This is a genomic window from Bradyrhizobium sp. AZCC 1678 (genome assembly GCF_036924765.1).
Lineage (GTDB): Bacteria > Pseudomonadota > Alphaproteobacteria > Rhizobiales > Xanthobacteraceae > Bradyrhizobium > Bradyrhizobium algeriense.
This window is the reverse complement of record NZ_JAZHSE010000001.1, coordinates 6,118,964-6,135,506: the sequence shown is the minus strand read 5'-3', so window position 1 is coordinate 6,135,506 and position 16,543 is coordinate 6,118,964. Positions and strand designations below refer to the sequence as shown.

Below are 16,543 nucleotides of genomic sequence, written 5' to 3'. Positions count from 1 at the left end.
GATGGCGGTCACAGCCACCGCTTTCGCCGCTTGAAGCTTTTCAGGTTCTTGAAGCTCTTGCGCTGGTCGCCGGCGCCGCCGAGGTAGAATTCTTTGACGTCCTCGTTGTCGCGCAATTCGTCGGCGGTGCCGTCGAGCACCACCTTGCCCTGTTCCATGATGTAGCCGTGGCTCGCGACCGACAGCGCCGCGCGCGCGTTTTGCTCCACCAGCAGGATGGTGACGCCGAGGTCGCGGTTGATTGCCTTGATGATCCCAAAAACTTCCTTGACCAGGAGCGGGGACAGGCCCATCGACGGCTCGTCCATCAGGATCATCTTGGGCCGCGCCATCAGCGCGCGGCCGATCGCCAGCATTTGCTGCTCGCCGCCGGAGAGATAGCCGGCAAGCCCGGTGCGCTCCTTCAGGCGCGGGAAATATTTGAACACCATGTCGATATCGGCGCCGACCTCATTGTCGCTGCGGGTAAAGGCGCCGAGCTTCAAATTCTCGATCGAGGTCATGTCGGATATGATGCGGCGGCCCTCCATCACCTGAAAGATGCCGCGGCGGACGATCTTGTCGGGATCGATGCCGTCGATGCGCTCGCCATCGAAGACGATCTCGCCGCGGATGACTTCGCCGTCCTCGGTCTTGAGAAGCCCTGAGATCGCCTTCAGCGTCGTCGACTTGCCGGCGCCGTTGGCGCCGAGCAGGGCGACAATCGCGCCCTTCGGCACGTCGAGGCTGAGGCCGCGCAGCACCAGGATGACCTTGTCGTAGACCACCTCGATGTTGCGGACGCTGAGGAGTGGGGCGGCAGCGGGCGTCGTGGCCGTCGGAGGGCGGTCGATTTCGGTTACTTCAGTCATGTTGACCTCTCGGTGTCGTCACCCGCGAAAGCGGGTGACCCAGTATTCCAGAGGCGTCTGCGATCGACCGAGACGCTGCGGCGTACTGGATCCCCCGCCCCAGTGCGCAATTGCGCACAAGGCGGGGGACGGCAGTTGAGCGTTGAGGCGCCTGTAGGCACGCCTAACCTACCAGCCGAGCCATTCGGGCTTGCGCGGCAGGTCGATCGTCTTCACCTTCTCCATCTTGATGCCGCCGTTCTTGACCAGATCGTTGAGCGGGGCGTCGGTCGCGCCTGCGACCTTCATGCGATAGAGATCAACCTTGAGCGTGCCGCGGTGATCGGTTTCGGTGAAGGTCGAGGGATTGCAGATGCCTTCGCCGCCCGCGGGCACCCAATCCTTCTTCTGATAAAAGCCCTTCTTGACGTTCTCGCCGGTGGCGCCGCCGTTCTTGGCAGCCCATTCGACGGCTTCCTTCATGTAGAGCGCGGTGCAGACGCCGGCGATGTAATGCACCGGACGGTAGGCGGTACCGGCCGCATCCGACATCTTGGAGATTTCCATGAAGGTCTTCATGCCGGGAGCGCTGCCGCCCCACGCCACCGCGGTGCGCAGCGGGAACACCACGCCGTCGGCGGCGGCACCAGCAGCCTTGGCGGCGTTCTCGTCCATGCCCCAGACGTTGCCGAGGAACTGCACGTCGACGCCGGCGGCCTTGCAGGCGTTGAGCACGGAGATGTTCGAGCCGGCGGTGTTGCCGAGATAGGCGTAGTTCGCGCCCGAGCTCTTCAGGGTCAGGCACTGCGCGCTGTAATCGCCGGGCGTCAAGGCGAACACGATCGGCGGCAGCAGTTCGAAGCCGAGTTCGGCGGCAATGGCTTCACCGGCGGCCTTCGGCGCGTTCGGGTAGGGGTGGTTGGCGCCCATATGAACGAACTTCGGCTTGCCGGGCTTGCCCTTGGACTTCCAGTCCTCGGCGGCCCAGGTCAGCATGCCGCGAACCGCGTCCGAGTAGCTTGGACCGTAGAAGAAGTTGTAGGGGGCAGGCTTGGCCTTGCCGCCGGCGCCGGTCGGGTCGGAGAGCGCCGCGGCATAGGATGCCGAGATATCCGGGATCTTGTCCTGGGCCAGGAATCCCGTCAGCGCTTCGGTGTCGGCGGTGCCCCAGCCGAGAATGGCGGCGACCTTGTCGGAGCCGGACCACTTCTTGTACTGGGCGATCGCGCGCGGCACCTGGTAGCCGTAGTCGACGGTATCGAGGTTGACCTTGGCGCCGTTGATGCCGCCGCTCTTGTTGATCCACGCATAGGTGTCCGCGACACCCTGTCCGAACGGCGTTCCGACGTCCGAGGTGGGGCCCGAATAGTCGGTGAGATGCCCCAGCGCGACCTGGGCCTGCGACGTCGTTGCGGCGCTCGCCAGCAGGAGCGCCAGCGAGGCGGTGCTCAGTAGAGTCTTCATCGTCATGGACTAATCCTCCGGTTATTTCTCGAGGTCTTCTTGTTGTCCGTCCCGTTCCGACCTCAATGCGAGAACGGGTAGAGTTTCCAATATGCCTTGATCTGCCGCCAGCGATGCGCGAGTCCGTCCGGTTCGAACACCAGAAAGACGATGATGATGATTCCGATCGCCATCTCGCGCAGGAAAGCGATGTTGTTCTTCAATCCCAGGAACTGGTCGATCGGACTGCCGCGCAGTGCGACGCTGAGCCATTCCATCGATTCAGGCAGCAGCACCATGAAGGCGGTTCCCATCAGCGTGCCCATGATCGAGCCGAGCCCGCCGATGATGATCATCGCCAGGAAGATGATCGAGCGGTCGATGCCGAAGCCTTCGTTGGAGACCACCTGATTGTAATGCGCGTAGAGCGCGCCGCCGACGCCGGCAAAGAACGCCGCAAGCCCGAACGACAGCGTCCGGTATTTGGTCAGGTTGATGCCCATGATCTCGGCGGACAGATAATGGTCGCGCACCGCGACCAGCGCGCGTCCGTCGCGCGAACGGATCAGGTTGGTGACCAGGAGATAGCAGACGATGACGTAGGCCAGCACGACGTAGAAATACTGTTTATCGCCGCGCAGCATGTAGCCGAAGATCGAGAACGGTTCGGCGCTGGCCGGAACGCTGCCGCCGGTGAACCATTCGGCGCGGGCAAAGAAGTCGAGCAGGATGTACTGCGCCGCCAGCGTCGCGATCGCGAGATAAAGCCCTTTCAGCCGCGCGGCGGGCAGGCCGAAGATCAGGCCGACTGCGGCCGTCACGACGCCTGCAAGCGGGATGCAGAAGAAGACGGGAATGCCGAACCGGTTCGAGAGATAGGCCGAGGTGAAGGCGCCGAAGCCGAAGAAGGCGGCGTGGCCGATCGAGATCTGGCCGGTGAAGCCGACGACGATGTTCAGCCCAAGGGCTGCGATGCCGAAGATGCCGATCTGGATCAGGAGACTGAGGATGTATTCGTTGACGACGTGCGGTGCAAAGCAGATCAGGACGATGCCTGCGATCATGGCGTTGCGGCTGGTCGTGGTCGGAAACACGGTGGTATCCGCCGCATAGCTGGTGCGGAAATCGCCGGCGGGAATGAGGGTCTGGCCTGCCATGATTGTTTACACCCGCTCGATGTCTTTGGTGCCGAACAGGCCGTACGGCTTGATCATCAGGATAATGATGAGCGCATAGAACGGCGCGATCTCGTAGAGATTGCCCCAGTGCAGATATTCGCTGTCGAGAAAATGCGCGAAGTTTTCCAATAGCCCGATGATGATGCCGCCGAGCACGGCGCCGCCGACGCTGTCGAGGCCGCCCAAAATCGCCGCCGGAAACACCTTGACGCCATAGGCGGAAAGCCCGGCCGAGACGCCGTTGACGACGGCCACCACCACGCCGGCGACGGCGGAGACGGTCGCCGAGATCGCCCAGGCCATCGCAAATACGCTTTTCACGGAGATGCCGAGCGACTGTGCAACCTGCTGGTTGAACGCGGTGGCGCGCATGGCGAGACCGTATTTGGAAAGGCGGAAGAACCACGCCATACCGATCATCATCGCCACCGAGACCGCAAGACTCATCAGATAGACGGTCTGCACCTGCAGTCCGAGGATGTTGACGTTCTGGGTCTGGAAGATGCGCGGGAACGGCTGCAAATTGACGCCGAACATCCACTTCATCAGCGCGGAGAATACCGTCGACAGCGCGATCGTCACCATGATCACGGAAATGATCGGCTCGCCGATCATCGGGCGCAGGATGACGATCTGGATGGCGATGCCGAACAGGAACATGAAGACCAGCGTGATCGGCATGCCCAGATAGAACGGCACCTGATATTTGGTGAGAAGCCACCAGCACACCCAGGCGCCGACCAGCAACAGTTCGCCCTGTGCAAAGTTCACGACCTGCGTCGCCTTGTAGATCAGCACGAACGACATCGCGACCACGCCGTAGAGCGTGCCGACCACGAGGCCGTTGACCAGGAGCTGGATCAGAAGCTGGGTGTTCATGCGAAGTCACCGGACGTACAAGCTGTCATCGCCGGGCTTGACCCGGCGATCCATTGCTTAAAAAAGCGCTTCTTCGAAAGATGATGGATGCGCGGGTCAAGCCCGCGCATGACGATCAATTTTGCGGCGCTGCTGGCAGACATCGCCATCATTCCGCGGCCTCCGCCATCGGCGCATCATGGCCGAGATCGACCACCCGGAGCGTGGTGCGGATGCGCTGGGTGGTGCCGTCCTGGAAGCGGATCACGGTGTCGACGGGAATGTCGCTCTTGCCGCCGTAGATCGCGTCGATGATGTCGGCGTATTTCTCGTTGATGACGCTGCGGCGGACCTTTCGGGTGCGGGTCAGCTCGCCGTCATCGGCGTCGAGTTCCTTGTAGAGCAGCAGGAAGCGCGAGATGCGTTGTGCCGGCGGCAGCGTGGCGTTGACGCCCTCGACCTCCTTGCGCAACAGCGCGTAGACCTCGGGGCGCGAGGAGAGGTCGGTATAGGTCGTGAACGAGATGCGGTTCTTCTCCGCCCATTTCGAGATGATCGAGTAACGGATGCAGATCATTGCCGCCAGCGTATCGCGGCCGGCGCCGAGCACGACCGTCTCGGCGATGTAGGGCGAGAACTTCAGCTTGTTCTCCAGATATTGCGGCGAGAAGCGCTCGCCGCGCGAGGTCTCGGCGAGATCCTTGATGCGGTCGATGACGACGAGCTGCTTGTCGTTGTTGAAATAGCCGGCGTCGCCGGAATGCATCCAGCCGTCTTTCATGTCGGCGGCCGAGGCTTCCGGATTCTTGTAGTAGCCGAGGAACATGTTGGGATGCCGCACGACGATTTCGCCGACGCCGTTGATGTCGGGGTTGTCGACGCGGAGCTCGATGTCGTCGGCCATCGGCACGCCCGTCGTATCCGGATCGACCTTGCCAAAGGGATGAAGTGTGTAGGCCCCCAACATTTCGGTCTGGCCGTAGAGCGTGCGCAACGGCACGCCCATCGCCTGGAAGAATTTGAAAGTATCCGGCCCGAGCGCGGCGCCGCCCGTCGCGGCCGAACGCAGCCGCGTGAAGCCGAGGCGGTCGCGCAGCGCGCGGAACAGCAACTGGTCGGCCAACATCGATCGCTTGCCATGGGCCAGCGCCGTAAGCCCCGTCTTCATGCCGACGTCGAATAGCTTCTGTTTCAGCGGCGACGAATCCATCACGCCGGCGCGCACATCGGCAGCGATCGATTCCCAGAGCCGCGGCGCGAACAGCACGAAGGTCGGCGCGATCTCGCGGAAATCGTGCATCATGGTCTCGGGCTCTTCGACGAAGTTGACCTTCATCCGGCACAGCAGCCCTTTGCCGAGCGCGTAGACCTGTTCCATGATCCAGGGCAGCGGCAGCACAGAGACATATTCGTCGTCCGGCCCCTTCGGATCGAATGCCAGATAGGTCGCGCAATGTTTCAGCACGCGCCCGGCTGCGAGCATCGCCAGCTTGGGGTTGGCGGTGGTGCCCGAGGTGGTGCAGAGGATCGCGACATCCTCGCCGCCGGTGGCATCGACCAGCCGATCGTAAAGGCCGAGCTCGCGCGCGGCGCGGTCGCGACCCATGGTGGCCAGCTTTTCCGCCTCCATCAAGCGCGGATCGTCGTATTTCCGCATGCCGCGCGGATCGGAATAGACGATGTGCTTGAGGTTGGGGGCGCGATCGGCCAGCGCCAGCAGCTTGTCGACCTGCTCTTCGTCTTCGGCGAACACCAGTTTTGCGTCGCCATAGCTGAGAAGGTAGGCCGCTTCCTCGTCCAGCACGTCGCGATAAAGGCCGAGGCTCATGGCGCCGATGGCATGCGTTGCGATTTCAGCCGCCACCCAATCCGGCCGGTTGTCGCCGATGATACCGATGACGTCGCCGCGGCCGAGACCCAGTTCGAGCATGCCGAGCGCGAAATCATGCACGCGCTTCTGGTAGTCGTTCCAGGTGAAGACGCGCCACAGCCCGAGGTCCTTTTCGCGCAACGCGATCTCGCCGCCGTGTTCCTTCGCGTTGAGGCGCAACAGTTTCGGAAAAGTATCCGCCTGCGCGGCGCGTCCGGCGTAATCCATCATGCCACGCTCTCCCGAGGCGCCGGCGTATCGTCGGGGTCGACGAGAGCTTCATCCTCTTCTCCGAGATAGGCGCGCTTGACATGGGGGTCGGCGAGCACGGACGCCGGATCGCCCTCGGCGATCTTGCGGCCGAAATCCAGCACCATGACGCGGTGGGAGATGTCCATCACCACGCCCATGTCGTGCTCGATCATCATGACGGTCATGCCGAACTCTTCGTTGAGATCGACGATGTAGCGCGCCATGTCCTCCTTTTCCTCGAAGTTCATGCCGGCCATCGGCTCGTCAAGCAGGATCAGCTGCGGCTCCAGCGCCATGGCGCGGGCGAGCTCGACGCGCTTGCGCAGGCCGTAGGGCAGGGTGCCGGCGGTGGCTTTGCGCACGGACTGGAGGTCGAGGAAGTCGATGATCTCCTCCACCTTGCGGCGGTGCTCGAGTTCCTCGCGCCGTGCGCCGGTCAGCCAGTACAGCGAGCCCGTGATGAAGTTGTTCTTCAGCAGGTGGTGCCGCCCGACCATGATGTTGTCGAGCACGCTCATGTGATGGAACAGCGCCAGGTTCTGGAAGGTGCGGCCGATGCCCAGCCGGGGCCGCGCGTTTGGATTGAGGCCGGTGATGTCCTTGCCGCGGTAAAAAAGCTGGCCTTCGGTCGGCTTGTAGCGGCCGGAAATGCAATTGACGATGGAGGTCTTGCCGGCCCCGTTCGGGCCGATGATCGAGAACAATTCGCCCTCGTTCACGCCGAAGGAGACTTCGGTCAGCGCACGGACGCCACCGAAGCGCAGAGATACCCCGCGCACTTCCAACGTGTAAGCCACTCATTCCCTCCAGATATGGCGCTTGAGCAGCGCTCTTTATTTATATCTATCGTTCGCAATCGCATGCGCGATCCTACATCGGCGGTGACAGACAGGCCATCCGACTATCGATGCCGGACGATGTCACGCGTGGTAGCGTCGCACCCCGCCACCGCGCCATGGACGGCGCGTACCGAGGTGGCTCTCCTTAGGGCAATGCGATAGTTTGAAATGTCTTTTGCCTGACAATTGGTCGGGAAATTTCGTCTGAGAGCGCTTCTGCTGCAGTGCAGCAAGAGAATCGATGGGGACGCGACGGTCGATGCGATCATGATTGCTGCGGAATATCTCAAGCGCATCGCGGCGTGGTCGCGCGAACTCAACGATCGGGAAATCGAGGTCGCCCGTGGCGGCATCGTGGAGAAATCCTATCGCGCCAACGAACATATTTTCATGCGCGGCGATGCCTTCGACTACTGGACCGGCATCGTCACCGGCCTTGCCCGGATGAGCACCGTGTCGAGCGGCGGCAAGGCCGCGACCTTCGCCGGCCTCACGGCAGGCGCCTGGTTTGGCGAGGGCTCGATGCTGAAGAGCGAGCCGCGCCGTTACGACGTAGTCGCGTTGCGCGATACCAGGCTGGCGCTGATGGATCGCAATACCTTCTTCTGGCTGTTCGAGAACAGTGTCGCATTCAACCGCTTTCTGGTCCGGCAGCTCAACGAGCGGCTTGGCCAGTTCATCGGCGCGGTGGAACACGGCCGCACGCTCGACGCCACCAGCCGCGTCGCGCGTTCGATCGCCTCGCTATTCAACCCGATTCTCTATCCGGACATGACGCGCCATCTGGAGATCACGCAGGAAGAAATCGGAGCGTTGTCCGGTATTTCGCGGCAGAATGCCAACCAGTGCCTGAAGCGGCTGGAGAAGGAAGGCCTGCTGCGGCTCGAATATGGTGGCGTCACCATCATCGAACTCGAACGCTTGCGCCACCACGGAGATTAAGCCCCTAAGAGACTGATTTTAAAAGACTTTGGCGATAGACTTGGCGGGGGTCGAAATGCTATGGCCTGCGCGAGAACGCGTTTGGAGAAGATATGACGGCTCAGGATTCACAGCGGCGCGTGGCGCTGATCACCGGCGTCACCGGCCAGGACGGCGCCTATCTTGCCGAATATCTGCTCGGCCTTGGCTACACCGTCCATGGCGTCAAGCGGCGGTCGTCCTCGTTCAACACCGCCCGTATCGATCACCTCTACCAGGATCCGCATTCCCGCAACGTGCCGTTCCTGCTGCATTACGGCGACATGACTGACTCGACCAACCTGATCCGGCTGATGCAGCAGATCAGGCCGACCGAGATCTACAACCTCGCCGCCCAGAGCCATGTCGGCGTCAGTTTTGAGAGCCCGGAATATACCGCCAATGCCGACGCCATCGGCGTGCTGCGGCTACTCGAGGCGATCCGGATCCTCGGCATGGAGAAGGAGACGCGGTTTTATCAGGCCTCGACCTCGGAACTCTACGGCCTGGTGCAAGAGGTACCGCAGAAGGAGAGCACGCCATTTTATCCACGCTCGCCTTACGGCGTCGCAAAGCTGTACGGCTACTGGATCACGGTGAACTACCGCGAGGCCTACGGCATGTTTGCCAGTAACGGCATCCTGTTCAACCATGAGAGCCCGATCCGCGGCGAGACGTTTGTGACCCGCAAGATCACGCGCAGCGTTGCCCGGATCGAGACTGGTCTGGAAGAGGCGCTCTATCTCGGCAATCTCGAAGCCAAGCGCGACTGGGGGCACGCGCGGGACTATGTCGAGGGCATGCACAGGATATTGCAGGCGGATGTCCCCGACGATTTCGTGCTGGCGACCGGCGAGACCCGTTCGGTGCGCGAATTCGTCAAGCTGGCGTTCGCCGAAGTCGGCCGCACCATCGAATGGCGCGGCAAGGGCGTCGATGAAACCGGCGTCGACGGCAAGTCCGGCAAGACCCTGGTCAGGATCGATCCGGTCTACTTCCGGCCGACCGAAGTCGATCTTCTGGTCGGCGATGCCAGCAAGGCGCGCGAGAAACTCGGCTGGAAGCCCAAGACCTCGTTCGCCCAGCTGGTCAAGGAAATGGTCGCAAGCGATCTCGCAGAGGCGCGGCGGGAGGTGGCCAATGGCAAGCCTGCCGTTTGAGCTGGAGGGCAAGACGGTCTACGTCGCCGGCCACCGCGGCATGGTCGGCTCGGCGCTGGTGCGCCGGCTGGCGGCGGAAAACGTCGAACTGCTGACGGCGAGCCGCGGCGAGGCCGATCTGCGCGATCAGGCCGCGGTCAACCGCTGGTTCACCGCAAAGCGTCCGCAGGTGGTGTTTCTCGCGGCCGCCAAGGTCGGCGGCATCGTCGCCAACAACACGCTGCGCGCCGAATTCCTCTACGACAATCTGGTAATTGCGGCGAACGTGATCCATGCGGCGCATGTCCATGGCGCCGAGAAACTGATGTTCCTCGGCTCGTCCTGCATCTATCCGAAGCTGGCGCCGCAGCCGTTGCGCGAGGATGCCATACTGACAGGGCCGCTGGAGCCGACCAACGAGCCCTATGCGATTGCCAAGATCGCCGGGATCAAGATGGTGGAGGCCTATCGCAGCCAATATGGCGCCGACTTCATCAATGTGATGCCGACCAATCTCTACGGCAGCGGCGACAATTATCATCCCGAATACAGCCACGTCGTCGCCGCCCTGATCCGCCGCTTCCACGAGGCGAAGATGTCCGGCGCGAGCGAGGTCGTGGTCTGGGGCACCGGCACGCCGCGGCGCGAATTCCTCTATGTCGACGATCTCGCGGACGCCTGCATCCATTTGATGAAGACCTATTCCGGCGATGAGCTGGTCAATATCGGCACCGGCGAGGACATCACGATCGCCGAATTCGCCCGGGTGGTCGCAGCGACCGTCGGCTACACTGGCGAGATCGGTTTCGACACCTCGCGCCCGGACGGCACGCCGCGCAAGCTGCTCGACGTCAGCCGGCTGACCAGGCTTGGCTGGCGAGCCTCTACCTCGCTGGAGGATGGCATCAGGCTCGCCTATCAGGCTTTCCTGAGCGAGACGAAGTGACGCGGTAAACCTTCCGCCTCCGGACTGAGAATATCTGTCGGCTTCACGACGCTCCACGGATAGTATGCGCACCCAGGCGGCCGCAAGAGCCGCCGGTACGTTGGAGGAGACATGAAAAAATTTCAGCGTCGTCAATTTTTGCAATTCGCAGCCGGTGCGGCTGCGCTTCCGCTCGCATCCGGAAGTGCAAGCGCGCAGGCCTACCCCGCGCGGCCGGTTCGCATCGTGATCGGTTACACGCCAGGCGGCTCGGCAGACCTCACCGCGCGTCTGATGGGGCAGTGGCTGTCGGAAAAGCTCGGGCAATCATTCGTTATCGAAAACCGGCCGGGCGGCGGCACCAACATCGCCACCGAGTCCGTGCTGCGCGCTACGCCGGACGGTTACACGCTGCTTCTCGTCGCCCCGGCCAACGCCATCAACGCCACGCTCTATGACAAGCTGCCGTTCGATTTCATGAAGGAGATGGAGCCGATCGCCGGCATCATCCGCTTTCCCAATGTCGTGGTGGTGCACCCATCGCTGCCGATCAAATCGATTCCTGAATTGATCGCCTATGCCAAGGCCAATCCCGGCAAGCTCAACATGGCGTCATCGGGCAACGGGTCGACGATCCACATGTCAGGTGAACTGTTCAAGATGCTCACCGGCATCAACATGCAGCACGTGCCCTACCGCGGCGGCGCGCCGGCACTCACCGACATGCTGTCCGGCCAGATGCAGGTGATGTTCGACAATCTTCCGACCTGCGCCGAGCACGTCAAATCCGGCAAGCTGCGCGGCCTCGCCGTCACCAGCACGACGCGTTCGGACGTGTTGCCGGATCTGCCGCTGGTCGCCGATTATCTTCCGGGCTACGAGGCGAGCGCCTGGTATGGCCTCGCGGCGCCGAAAGGCACGCCGCCCGAAATCGTCGACAGGCTCAACAAGGCAGTCAACGAAATCCTCGCCGATCCGAAGGCAAAGGCGCGGTTCACCGAGATCGGCGCCATCCTGCTGCCGGGCTCGGCCGCCGACTTCGGCAAGCTGGTGGCGGTCGAAACCGAGAAATGGGGCAAGGTGGTCAAGTTCGCCGGCGCGAAGGTGGATTAGGACGATATTCATCAAACTGGCGGCTAAGCAAGACAGTGGCCGCGATAGGCCGCCCGTCATGTCCGTAAGTGACCGATTGTGTTGAAAACTCGAAAACCTTGGGGCTCCGAAAATCTCGCAAATGTAGCGCATCGGCGATTTCAGCCGCTGCAAGGCTCTGTAGAATCGATACAAGAGCCAGCGATCATTCTAGCGTAATTGTGGTCCCTCACCTCGCAGCGAGAGAGACGCACCAGCGGCCCTGAGAGTTTTCAGTCATCAGCGAAAAAGGACCTTTTTCAACAAAATCGACCCGAAGCCGCCGGTCGGACAATTGAAAAGCAGACATTCGGGTCGATTAACGAATGGGTTCAGTCGCGCGCGGCTTTTTGCGCGTCCATTGAAGCGGCCGGATGAACGATTTTCTGCAAGGCATGGAAAACGAAAAATAATGCAAGAGTGAGAAGGGCAACACTCGGCCAGAAGTACAGGGCGTGCGCTTCATAGTAGCGGCCAGGCACATATGGGAATTCGCCTTGCAGTAGAAAGGTGCCAATTATGACAATTGGAAACGTGTAGATTGCAATCCAAATATTGGCAAGGCCATCAGGGTTCGATCTTAAAAAATCCAGCCAGATCACTATTGCTCCCGCAATATAGAGGGCGGGCACGATAAATTTCATTACCATCAACAATCTAGACAAGAACATTCTCACGTTGTCTCCCAACGACCGAGTTGAGCGGCCGGCCACCACCGCTGTGCGCGGTCAGACGCGGCGCACGATGGTTCACGCAGCACCTTTCCCCCTTAACAGTCGTGCCAATGCCCATACCGGTACTGCAAGAACGGCACCCCAAAGAATGCTGTTTGCAACAACGACCGCCCACTGTATCGGGGACGATGATCCCTTGGTCTGTACATGTGAGATCGGCGAAAGGAGCGTGTCCGAAAGCGCCTTGGCCAAACTTTCGAGTTGGCTCATATCGCCACCCGAGTCGAAGCGCCCCATTCCCAAGGAAAAACTGACGAGAAGACAGCTCAACGCCAACGCTAGATGAACGGTCGCCAAAGCTGCGGCAATCGTGGGGTATCTTAGGCGATTCATGCTGCCTTCTAACGCCCTGGTTGACCGGCGGCAGAGCCGTCAGTGTCGAACTGCCAATTGAGCGGGCCCATGAACATTCGTACCTTTTCCTTGTTGCGGCAGTCGATAGGACATCATACCACTTGTCTCCGCCGATCACGCCAAGCCGGTCAATCAATCGTGGCGGGCGAAAACGCAGCTTTGCAGAAAAGGCTCGAACTTCTGCTTTTGGCGCAGACATGCGGAGATCAGCGCGTAGTGTCCGCAATCCGCGGCAAAGCAGATCTTTGGCAAGTCGCAAGTAATCCGGATTATGGCTGAACCGTTAGATTCTTGCAGCCGCGCGTGGTGGGTTCTTCGAAAGCGCCGCCGCCATCGCCGATATCAGCGGCCGCATGAAAAACGCGTCGTCGGCTGGATAGATATCGGTGCGCAGGCCATGAGACTTGAGTTCGTCCGATACGGCCGGTCCAACGGAAGCGATCGGCGTGCGCTCTAGCCCCTCACGTAACCGGTCCTCGCAACCGCGCGCCCGCGCCACCTCGATGAGACGGCGCACCTGGCCGAGATTGGTCAGCGCGATCGCGTCGATGCGGCCTGCCGCCATCTCGTCGATCGCGGCGATGATGTTGGCGTCGGCGGCCTGCGCATCATAGACATAGGGCAGCACGGTATCGACCTCGGCGCCTTGCGCCTTGATCGCGCCGATCAGGACGCTGTGATCCTTGTCCGGGTAAAGCTGCAGGCCGAGGCGATGGCCGCCGAGATCGAGGCGCGACAGCATCTCGGCTATGCCTTCGGAGGTCGGCTTTTCCGTCGTCATCTGCGGTTCCAGCCCGATTTCGCGCAGCGCCTTGCCCGGTTTGGGCCCGCGCGCAAATGTACGCGCCTTGCCGAGTGAGGCGACGAATGCCGCTTCGGTGCCCATGCGCCGTACCACCTTCATCAGCCGGCGCAGGCCTTCGCCCGTCATCAGCACGACGTCGTCGAAGGGCCTTTCAATGCACCGCCCGATCCAGGCTTCGACCGGCGCCGGGTCCGGCGCGTCGTGGATGGTGAACATCGGACATTGCAGCACGTCGGCGCCCTGCTCGGTAAGCAGGCGGGAAAACTGCGCTTCCTCGCGCGTTTCCAGGATCAGGATGCGGTAACCGTTCAATCTGTCTGCCATGATCTCGCTCCAACGCTGTTGCTTCGCGCTTTGTTCATCCTGCCCCCGGTTTCGGGATTGGCGCAAGCGTATGCGCGGTGATAGAGCAGGGCCGCAATCGCCGCTTCACCCTTTTGCCCGAATTGTAGTCAGCCTCGCCATGCCCGATCACCAGTTCGTCCTGACCCTGTCCTGCCCGGATCGTCCCGGCATCGTTTCCGCGGTGTCGACCTTTCTCGCCCATAACGGACAGAACATCCTGGACGCCCAGCAGTTCGACGACATCGAAACCGGAAAATTCTTCATGCGGGTGGTGTTCACCGCGGCCGATCTCGCGGTCGAGTTGACGGCCCTGCAAACCGGCTTCACCGCGATCGCCGACCGCTTTGCCATGGACTGGCAGATGCGCGACCGCGCCAGCCGCCGCCGGGTGATGCTGCTGGTCTCCAAGTCCGATCATTGCCTGGTCGATATCCTCTATCGCTGGCGCACCGGCGAACTCGAGATGATCCCAACCGCTGTAGTTTCCAACCACCCGCGCGAGACCTACGGCAATCTCGATTTCGGCGAGATCCCTTTCCACTACATGCCGGTGACGAAGGAAACCAAGCGCGAGCAGGAAGAGGCGGTTTGGAAACTGGTTCAGGACACCAAGACCGATCTCGTGGTGCTGGCGCGCTACATGCAGATACTGTCGGACGAGATGTCGGCAAAATTGTCGGGGCGCTGTATCAACATCCACCATTCGTTCCTGCCGGGCTTCAAGGGCGCGCGGCCCTACCACCAGGCGCATGAGCGCGGCGTCAAGCTGATTGGCGCCACCGCGCATTACGTCACGCGCGACCTCGACGAAGGCCCGATCATCGACCAGGACGTCGAGCGCATCAGCCACCGCGACACGCCGGAAGATCTCTCGCGCAAGGGCCGCGACATCGAGCGCCGCGTGCTGGCGCGCGCCATGCGCCATCATCTCGAGGACCGCGTGATCCTCAATGGCCGCAAGACCGTAGTGTTCATGGATTAGCGAGCTGCGTCCTGCGATGAGGGCGCGGGCTTTGCTTCCTCGCCCCGTTCGGATGCCGGCAGCAGGCGCTTTCGCTCGCGCTCCCGCATGTACTCGTCGTATTTCGCGGTCCCGGGACGCGGCGGCGCGTCCGCGGGCATGCCGCCGATCGCCGCCGGAATGGCGTCGCTGACTCCGGCGGCCAGCTTCTCGTTGATCGTTCCGCAACCGACCATGCCGCAGCCCGCGAGGGCAACGGTGATGATCGTGACAATATGGCGCGCGCTGATCGGCATTGGCAGAAGGTACAGTCTGACCCTTTAAGGATGATGGATTTAGGGCGGCGCTGCCCTTCAGCAAACCAGCAAGGGCGCTTCTTTGTTGACAGGACCATTTCATTTGTACAATCGTACAAATAGGCGGTCGCGCTTGGGAGACGTCGGGCAGCAATATCGGATCATATTATAATACCGTCGCGTATTTCACGACAGTTCCCGTTGCCCCGGCAACTTTCGCCGCGGCACGCCAATGGTCCGATTGACAAAAGGGCAGCCAAGGACGCCATGTTGCCGCGCTACCCGGTCGAAAAATCTGGGTTATGGTGGAGATCAAGGGCCGGGGACTCGGTTCGAGGACACAAGGCCGATCAGGGGGAAATGTTCATGTCTATTCGCAGTCACATGTTGCTGGCCACAGGCGCCGTCGCGGCAATGCTGGCGTTCGCGCCGGCTCACGCCCAGGAGACCGTCAAGATCGGCCTGATCCTGCCGATGACCGGCGGCCAGGCATCGACCGGCAAGCAGATCGACAACGCGGTCAAGCTCTACATGCAGCAGAACGGCGATACCGTCGCCGGCAAGAAGATCGAAGTCATCCTGAAGGACGACGCGGCGGTTCCCGACAACACCAAGCGCCTCGCGCAGGAACTGATCGTCAACGACAAGGTCAATTTCATCGCGGGTTTTGGCGTGACGCCCGCTGCACTCGCGGCGGCGCCGCTGGCGACGCAGGCCAAGGTTCCGGAAATCGTGATGGCGGCGGGCACCTCGATCATCACCGAGCGTTCGCCCTATATCGTGCGCACCTCCTTCACGCTGGCGCAGTCGTCGACCATCATCGGTGACTGGGCCGCCAAGAACGGCATCAAGAAGGTGGCGACGCTGACCTCCGACTATGCGCCCGGCAACGACGCCTTGAACTTCTTCAAGCAGAACTTCACCGCCGGTGGCGGCGAGATCGTGGAAGAGGTGAAGGTGCCGCTGCAAAACCCTGATTTTGCTCCGTTCCTGCAGCGCATGAAGGATTCCAAGCCTGACGCCGTGTTCGTGTTCGTGCCGGCAGGACAGGGCGGCAACTTCATGAAGCAATATGCCGAGCGCGGGCTCGACAAGTCGGGCATCAAGGTGATCGGTCCCGGCGACGTGATGGACGACGATCTGCTCAACGGCATGGGCGATGCGGCGCTCGGCACCGTCACCGCGCATCTCTATTCTGCGGCGCATCCCTCGGCGGCAAATAAGGAATTCGTCGCCGCCTACAAGAAGGCCTTCGGCTCGCGCCCGGGCTTCATGGCGGTCGGCGGCTATGACGGCATCCGCCTGATCTACGAGGCGCTAAAGAAGACCGGCGGCAAGACCGACGGCGATGCGCTGATCGCGGCGATGAAGGGCATGAAGTGGGAAAGCCCGCGCGGCCCGATCTCCATCGATCCGGAAACCCGCGACATCGTGCAGAACATCTATATCCGCAAGGTCGAGAAGGTCGACGGCGAACTCTACAACGTCGAATTCGCGACCTTCGAGGCGGTGAAGGATTCCGGCAAGACGAAGAAGTAACGGCGAAGTCGTCATCCCGGGGCGTGCGTCAGCGCGAACTATGGTGCGCAATTGCGCACCTGAGGTTCTCGAGATTCCCCGGTG

The 16,543-nt window shown here is 61.8% G+C and carries 16 protein-coding genes; 6 read left to right on the top strand and 10 right to left on the bottom strand.

Annotation, left to right across the window (positions count from 1 at the left end; all coding sequences use genetic code 11):
• Positions 1–8: 8 nt before the first annotated feature.
• The 7 genes from V1294_RS29500 to V1294_RS29470 form a co-directional block, all read right to left on the bottom strand.
• Positions 9–851, bottom strand: a complete 843-nt coding sequence (locus V1294_RS29500) for an ABC transporter ATP-binding protein (protein ID WP_334478728.1) — start codon at positions 849–851, stop codon at positions 9–11.
• A 168-nt stretch (positions 852–1,019) separates the two neighbouring features.
• The gene (locus V1294_RS29495; protein ID WP_334478729.1) at positions 1,020–2,300 is read right to left on the bottom strand and encodes an ABC transporter substrate-binding protein; all 1,281 of its coding nucleotides are present in this window, start codon (positions 2,298–2,300) and stop codon (positions 1,020–1,022) included.
• A 56-nt stretch (positions 2,301–2,356) separates the two neighbouring features.
• Positions 2,357–3,430: a branched-chain amino acid ABC transporter permease gene (locus tag V1294_RS29490; protein ID WP_334502079.1), complete on the bottom strand. Its 1,074-nt coding sequence runs from the start codon at positions 3,428–3,430 to the stop codon at positions 2,357–2,359.
• Between the two features lie 6 nt (positions 3,431–3,436).
• Positions 3,437–4,330, bottom strand: a complete 894-nt coding sequence (locus tag V1294_RS29485) for a branched-chain amino acid ABC transporter permease (protein ID WP_108513280.1) — start codon at positions 4,328–4,330, stop codon at positions 3,437–3,439.
• Positions 4,327–4,482, bottom strand: coding sequence for a hypothetical protein (locus V1294_RS29480; RefSeq protein WP_334478733.1), 156 nt, complete (start codon positions 4,480–4,482; stop codon positions 4,327–4,329). The genes V1294_RS29485 and V1294_RS29480 overlap by 4 nt, the downstream gene beginning before the upstream one ends.
• The gene (locus tag V1294_RS29475) at positions 4,479–6,410 is read right to left on the bottom strand and encodes a long-chain fatty acid--CoA ligase (protein WP_334502075.1); all 1,932 of its coding nucleotides are present in this window, start codon (positions 6,408–6,410) and stop codon (positions 4,479–4,481) included. Before V1294_RS29475 ends, V1294_RS29480 begins: the two co-directional genes overlap by 4 nt.
• Entirely contained in the window at positions 6,407–7,228 is an 822-nt protein-coding gene (locus tag V1294_RS29470; protein WP_334502073.1) for an ABC transporter ATP-binding protein, read from the bottom strand. The genes V1294_RS29475 and V1294_RS29470 overlap by 4 nt, the downstream gene beginning before the upstream one ends.
• A gap of 309 nt (positions 7,229–7,537) precedes the next feature.
• Here V1294_RS29470 and V1294_RS29465 point away from each other — a divergent pair, with 309 nt between their 5' ends.
• The 4 genes from V1294_RS29465 (at position 7,538) to V1294_RS29450 (ending at position 11,407) form a co-directional block, all read left to right on the top strand.
• Positions 7,538–8,212 (top strand): Crp/Fnr family transcriptional regulator, encoded by a 675-nt coding sequence (locus V1294_RS29465; protein WP_334502071.1) that lies wholly within the window; start codon positions 7,538–7,540, stop codon positions 8,210–8,212.
• A 92-nt stretch (positions 8,213–8,304) separates the two neighbouring features.
• The gene (gene gmd, locus V1294_RS29460) at positions 8,305–9,390 is read left to right on the top strand and encodes a GDP-mannose 4,6-dehydratase (protein WP_334502069.1); all 1,086 of its coding nucleotides are present in this window, start codon (positions 8,305–8,307) and stop codon (positions 9,388–9,390) included.
• Positions 9,371–10,315 carry a GDP-L-fucose synthase gene (fcl, locus tag V1294_RS29455; RefSeq protein WP_334502067.1) on the top strand — a complete coding sequence of 315 codons (945 nt, stop codon included), beginning with the start codon at positions 9,371–9,373 and terminating at the stop codon, positions 10,313–10,315. The genes gmd and fcl overlap by 20 nt, the downstream gene beginning before the upstream one ends.
• Positions 10,316–10,426: 111 nt before the next feature.
• Positions 10,427–11,407 (top strand): Bug family tripartite tricarboxylate transporter substrate binding protein, encoded by a 981-nt coding sequence (locus tag V1294_RS29450; protein ID WP_334502065.1) that lies wholly within the window; start codon positions 10,427–10,429, stop codon positions 11,405–11,407.
• A gap of 350 nt (positions 11,408–11,757) precedes the next feature.
• Here the strand turns inward: V1294_RS29450 and V1294_RS29445 are convergent, their stop codons facing one another.
• Together V1294_RS29445 and V1294_RS29440 are read right to left on the bottom strand one after the other, a co-directional pair.
• Positions 11,758–12,090 (bottom strand): hypothetical protein, encoded by a 333-nt coding sequence (locus V1294_RS29445; protein ID WP_334502063.1) that lies wholly within the window; start codon positions 12,088–12,090, stop codon positions 11,758–11,760.
• A gap of 706 nt (positions 12,091–12,796) precedes the next feature.
• Positions 12,797–13,642: a uroporphyrinogen-III synthase gene (locus V1294_RS29440; RefSeq protein WP_334502060.1), complete on the bottom strand. Its 846-nt coding sequence runs from the start codon at positions 13,640–13,642 to the stop codon at positions 12,797–12,799.
• A 139-nt stretch (positions 13,643–13,781) separates the two neighbouring features.
• Between V1294_RS29440 and purU the strand changes: the two genes are divergently transcribed.
• Positions 13,782–14,645: a formyltetrahydrofolate deformylase gene (gene purU, locus V1294_RS29435; protein ID WP_334502058.1), complete on the top strand. Its 864-nt coding sequence runs from the start codon at positions 13,782–13,784 to the stop codon at positions 14,643–14,645.
• Here the strand turns inward: purU and V1294_RS29430 are convergent.
• Complete coding sequence (locus V1294_RS29430; RefSeq protein WP_334502055.1) at positions 14,642–14,920, bottom strand: hypothetical protein; 279 nt, start codon at positions 14,918–14,920, stop codon at positions 14,642–14,644. The two genes, purU and V1294_RS29430, sit on opposite strands and share 4 nt — an antisense overlap.
• A 360-nt stretch (positions 14,921–15,280) precedes the next feature.
• Between V1294_RS29430 and V1294_RS29425 the strand changes: the two genes are divergently transcribed.
• Positions 15,281–16,459 (top strand): ABC transporter substrate-binding protein, encoded by a 1,179-nt coding sequence (locus tag V1294_RS29425; RefSeq protein WP_417021116.1) that lies wholly within the window; start codon positions 15,281–15,283, stop codon positions 16,457–16,459.
• Positions 16,460–16,543: the final 84 nt, after the last annotated feature.

What these genes read in the sequence shown, in the direction of transcription:
- V1294_RS29500 (WP_334478728.1), bottom strand. Translation starts at nt 851, where the DNA reads ATGACTGAAGTAACCGAAATCGACCGCCCTCCGACGGCCACGACGCCC.
- V1294_RS29495 (WP_334478729.1), bottom strand. Translation starts at nt 2,300, where the DNA reads ATGACGATGAAGACTCTACTGAGCACCGCCTCGCTGGCGCTCCTGCTG.
- V1294_RS29490 (WP_334502079.1), bottom strand. Translation starts at nt 3,430, where the DNA reads ATGGCAGGCCAGACCCTCATTCCCGCCGGCGATTTCCGCACCAGCTAT.
- V1294_RS29485 (WP_108513280.1), bottom strand. Translation starts at nt 4,330, where the DNA reads ATGAACACCCAGCTTCTGATCCAGCTCCTGGTCAACGGCCTCGTGGTC.
- V1294_RS29480 (WP_334478733.1), bottom strand. Translation starts at nt 4,482, where the DNA reads ATGATGGCGATGTCTGCCAGCAGCGCCGCAAAATTGATCGTCATGCGC.
- V1294_RS29475 (WP_334502075.1), bottom strand. Translation starts at nt 6,410, where the DNA reads ATGATGGATTACGCCGGACGCGCCGCGCAGGCGGATACTTTTCCGAAA.
- V1294_RS29465 (WP_334502071.1), top strand. Translation starts at nt 7,538, where the DNA reads ATGATTGCTGCGGAATATCTCAAGCGCATCGCGGCGTGGTCGCGCGAA.
- gmd (WP_334502069.1), top strand. Translation starts at nt 8,305, where the DNA reads ATGACGGCTCAGGATTCACAGCGGCGCGTGGCGCTGATCACCGGCGTC.
- fcl (WP_334502067.1), top strand. Translation starts at nt 9,371, where the DNA reads ATGGCAAGCCTGCCGTTTGAGCTGGAGGGCAAGACGGTCTACGTCGCC.
- V1294_RS29450 (WP_334502065.1), top strand. Translation starts at nt 10,427, where the DNA reads ATGAAAAAATTTCAGCGTCGTCAATTTTTGCAATTCGCAGCCGGTGCG.
- V1294_RS29440 (WP_334502060.1), bottom strand. Translation starts at nt 13,642, where the DNA reads ATGGCAGACAGATTGAACGGTTACCGCATCCTGATCCTGGAAACGCGC.
- purU (WP_334502058.1), top strand. Translation starts at nt 13,782, where the DNA reads ATGCCCGATCACCAGTTCGTCCTGACCCTGTCCTGCCCGGATCGTCCC.
- V1294_RS29430 (WP_334502055.1), bottom strand. Translation starts at nt 14,920, where the DNA reads ATGCCGATCAGCGCGCGCCATATTGTCACGATCATCACCGTTGCCCTC.
- V1294_RS29425 (WP_417021116.1), top strand. Translation starts at nt 15,281, where the DNA reads ATGTTCATGTCTATTCGCAGTCACATGTTGCTGGCCACAGGCGCCGTC.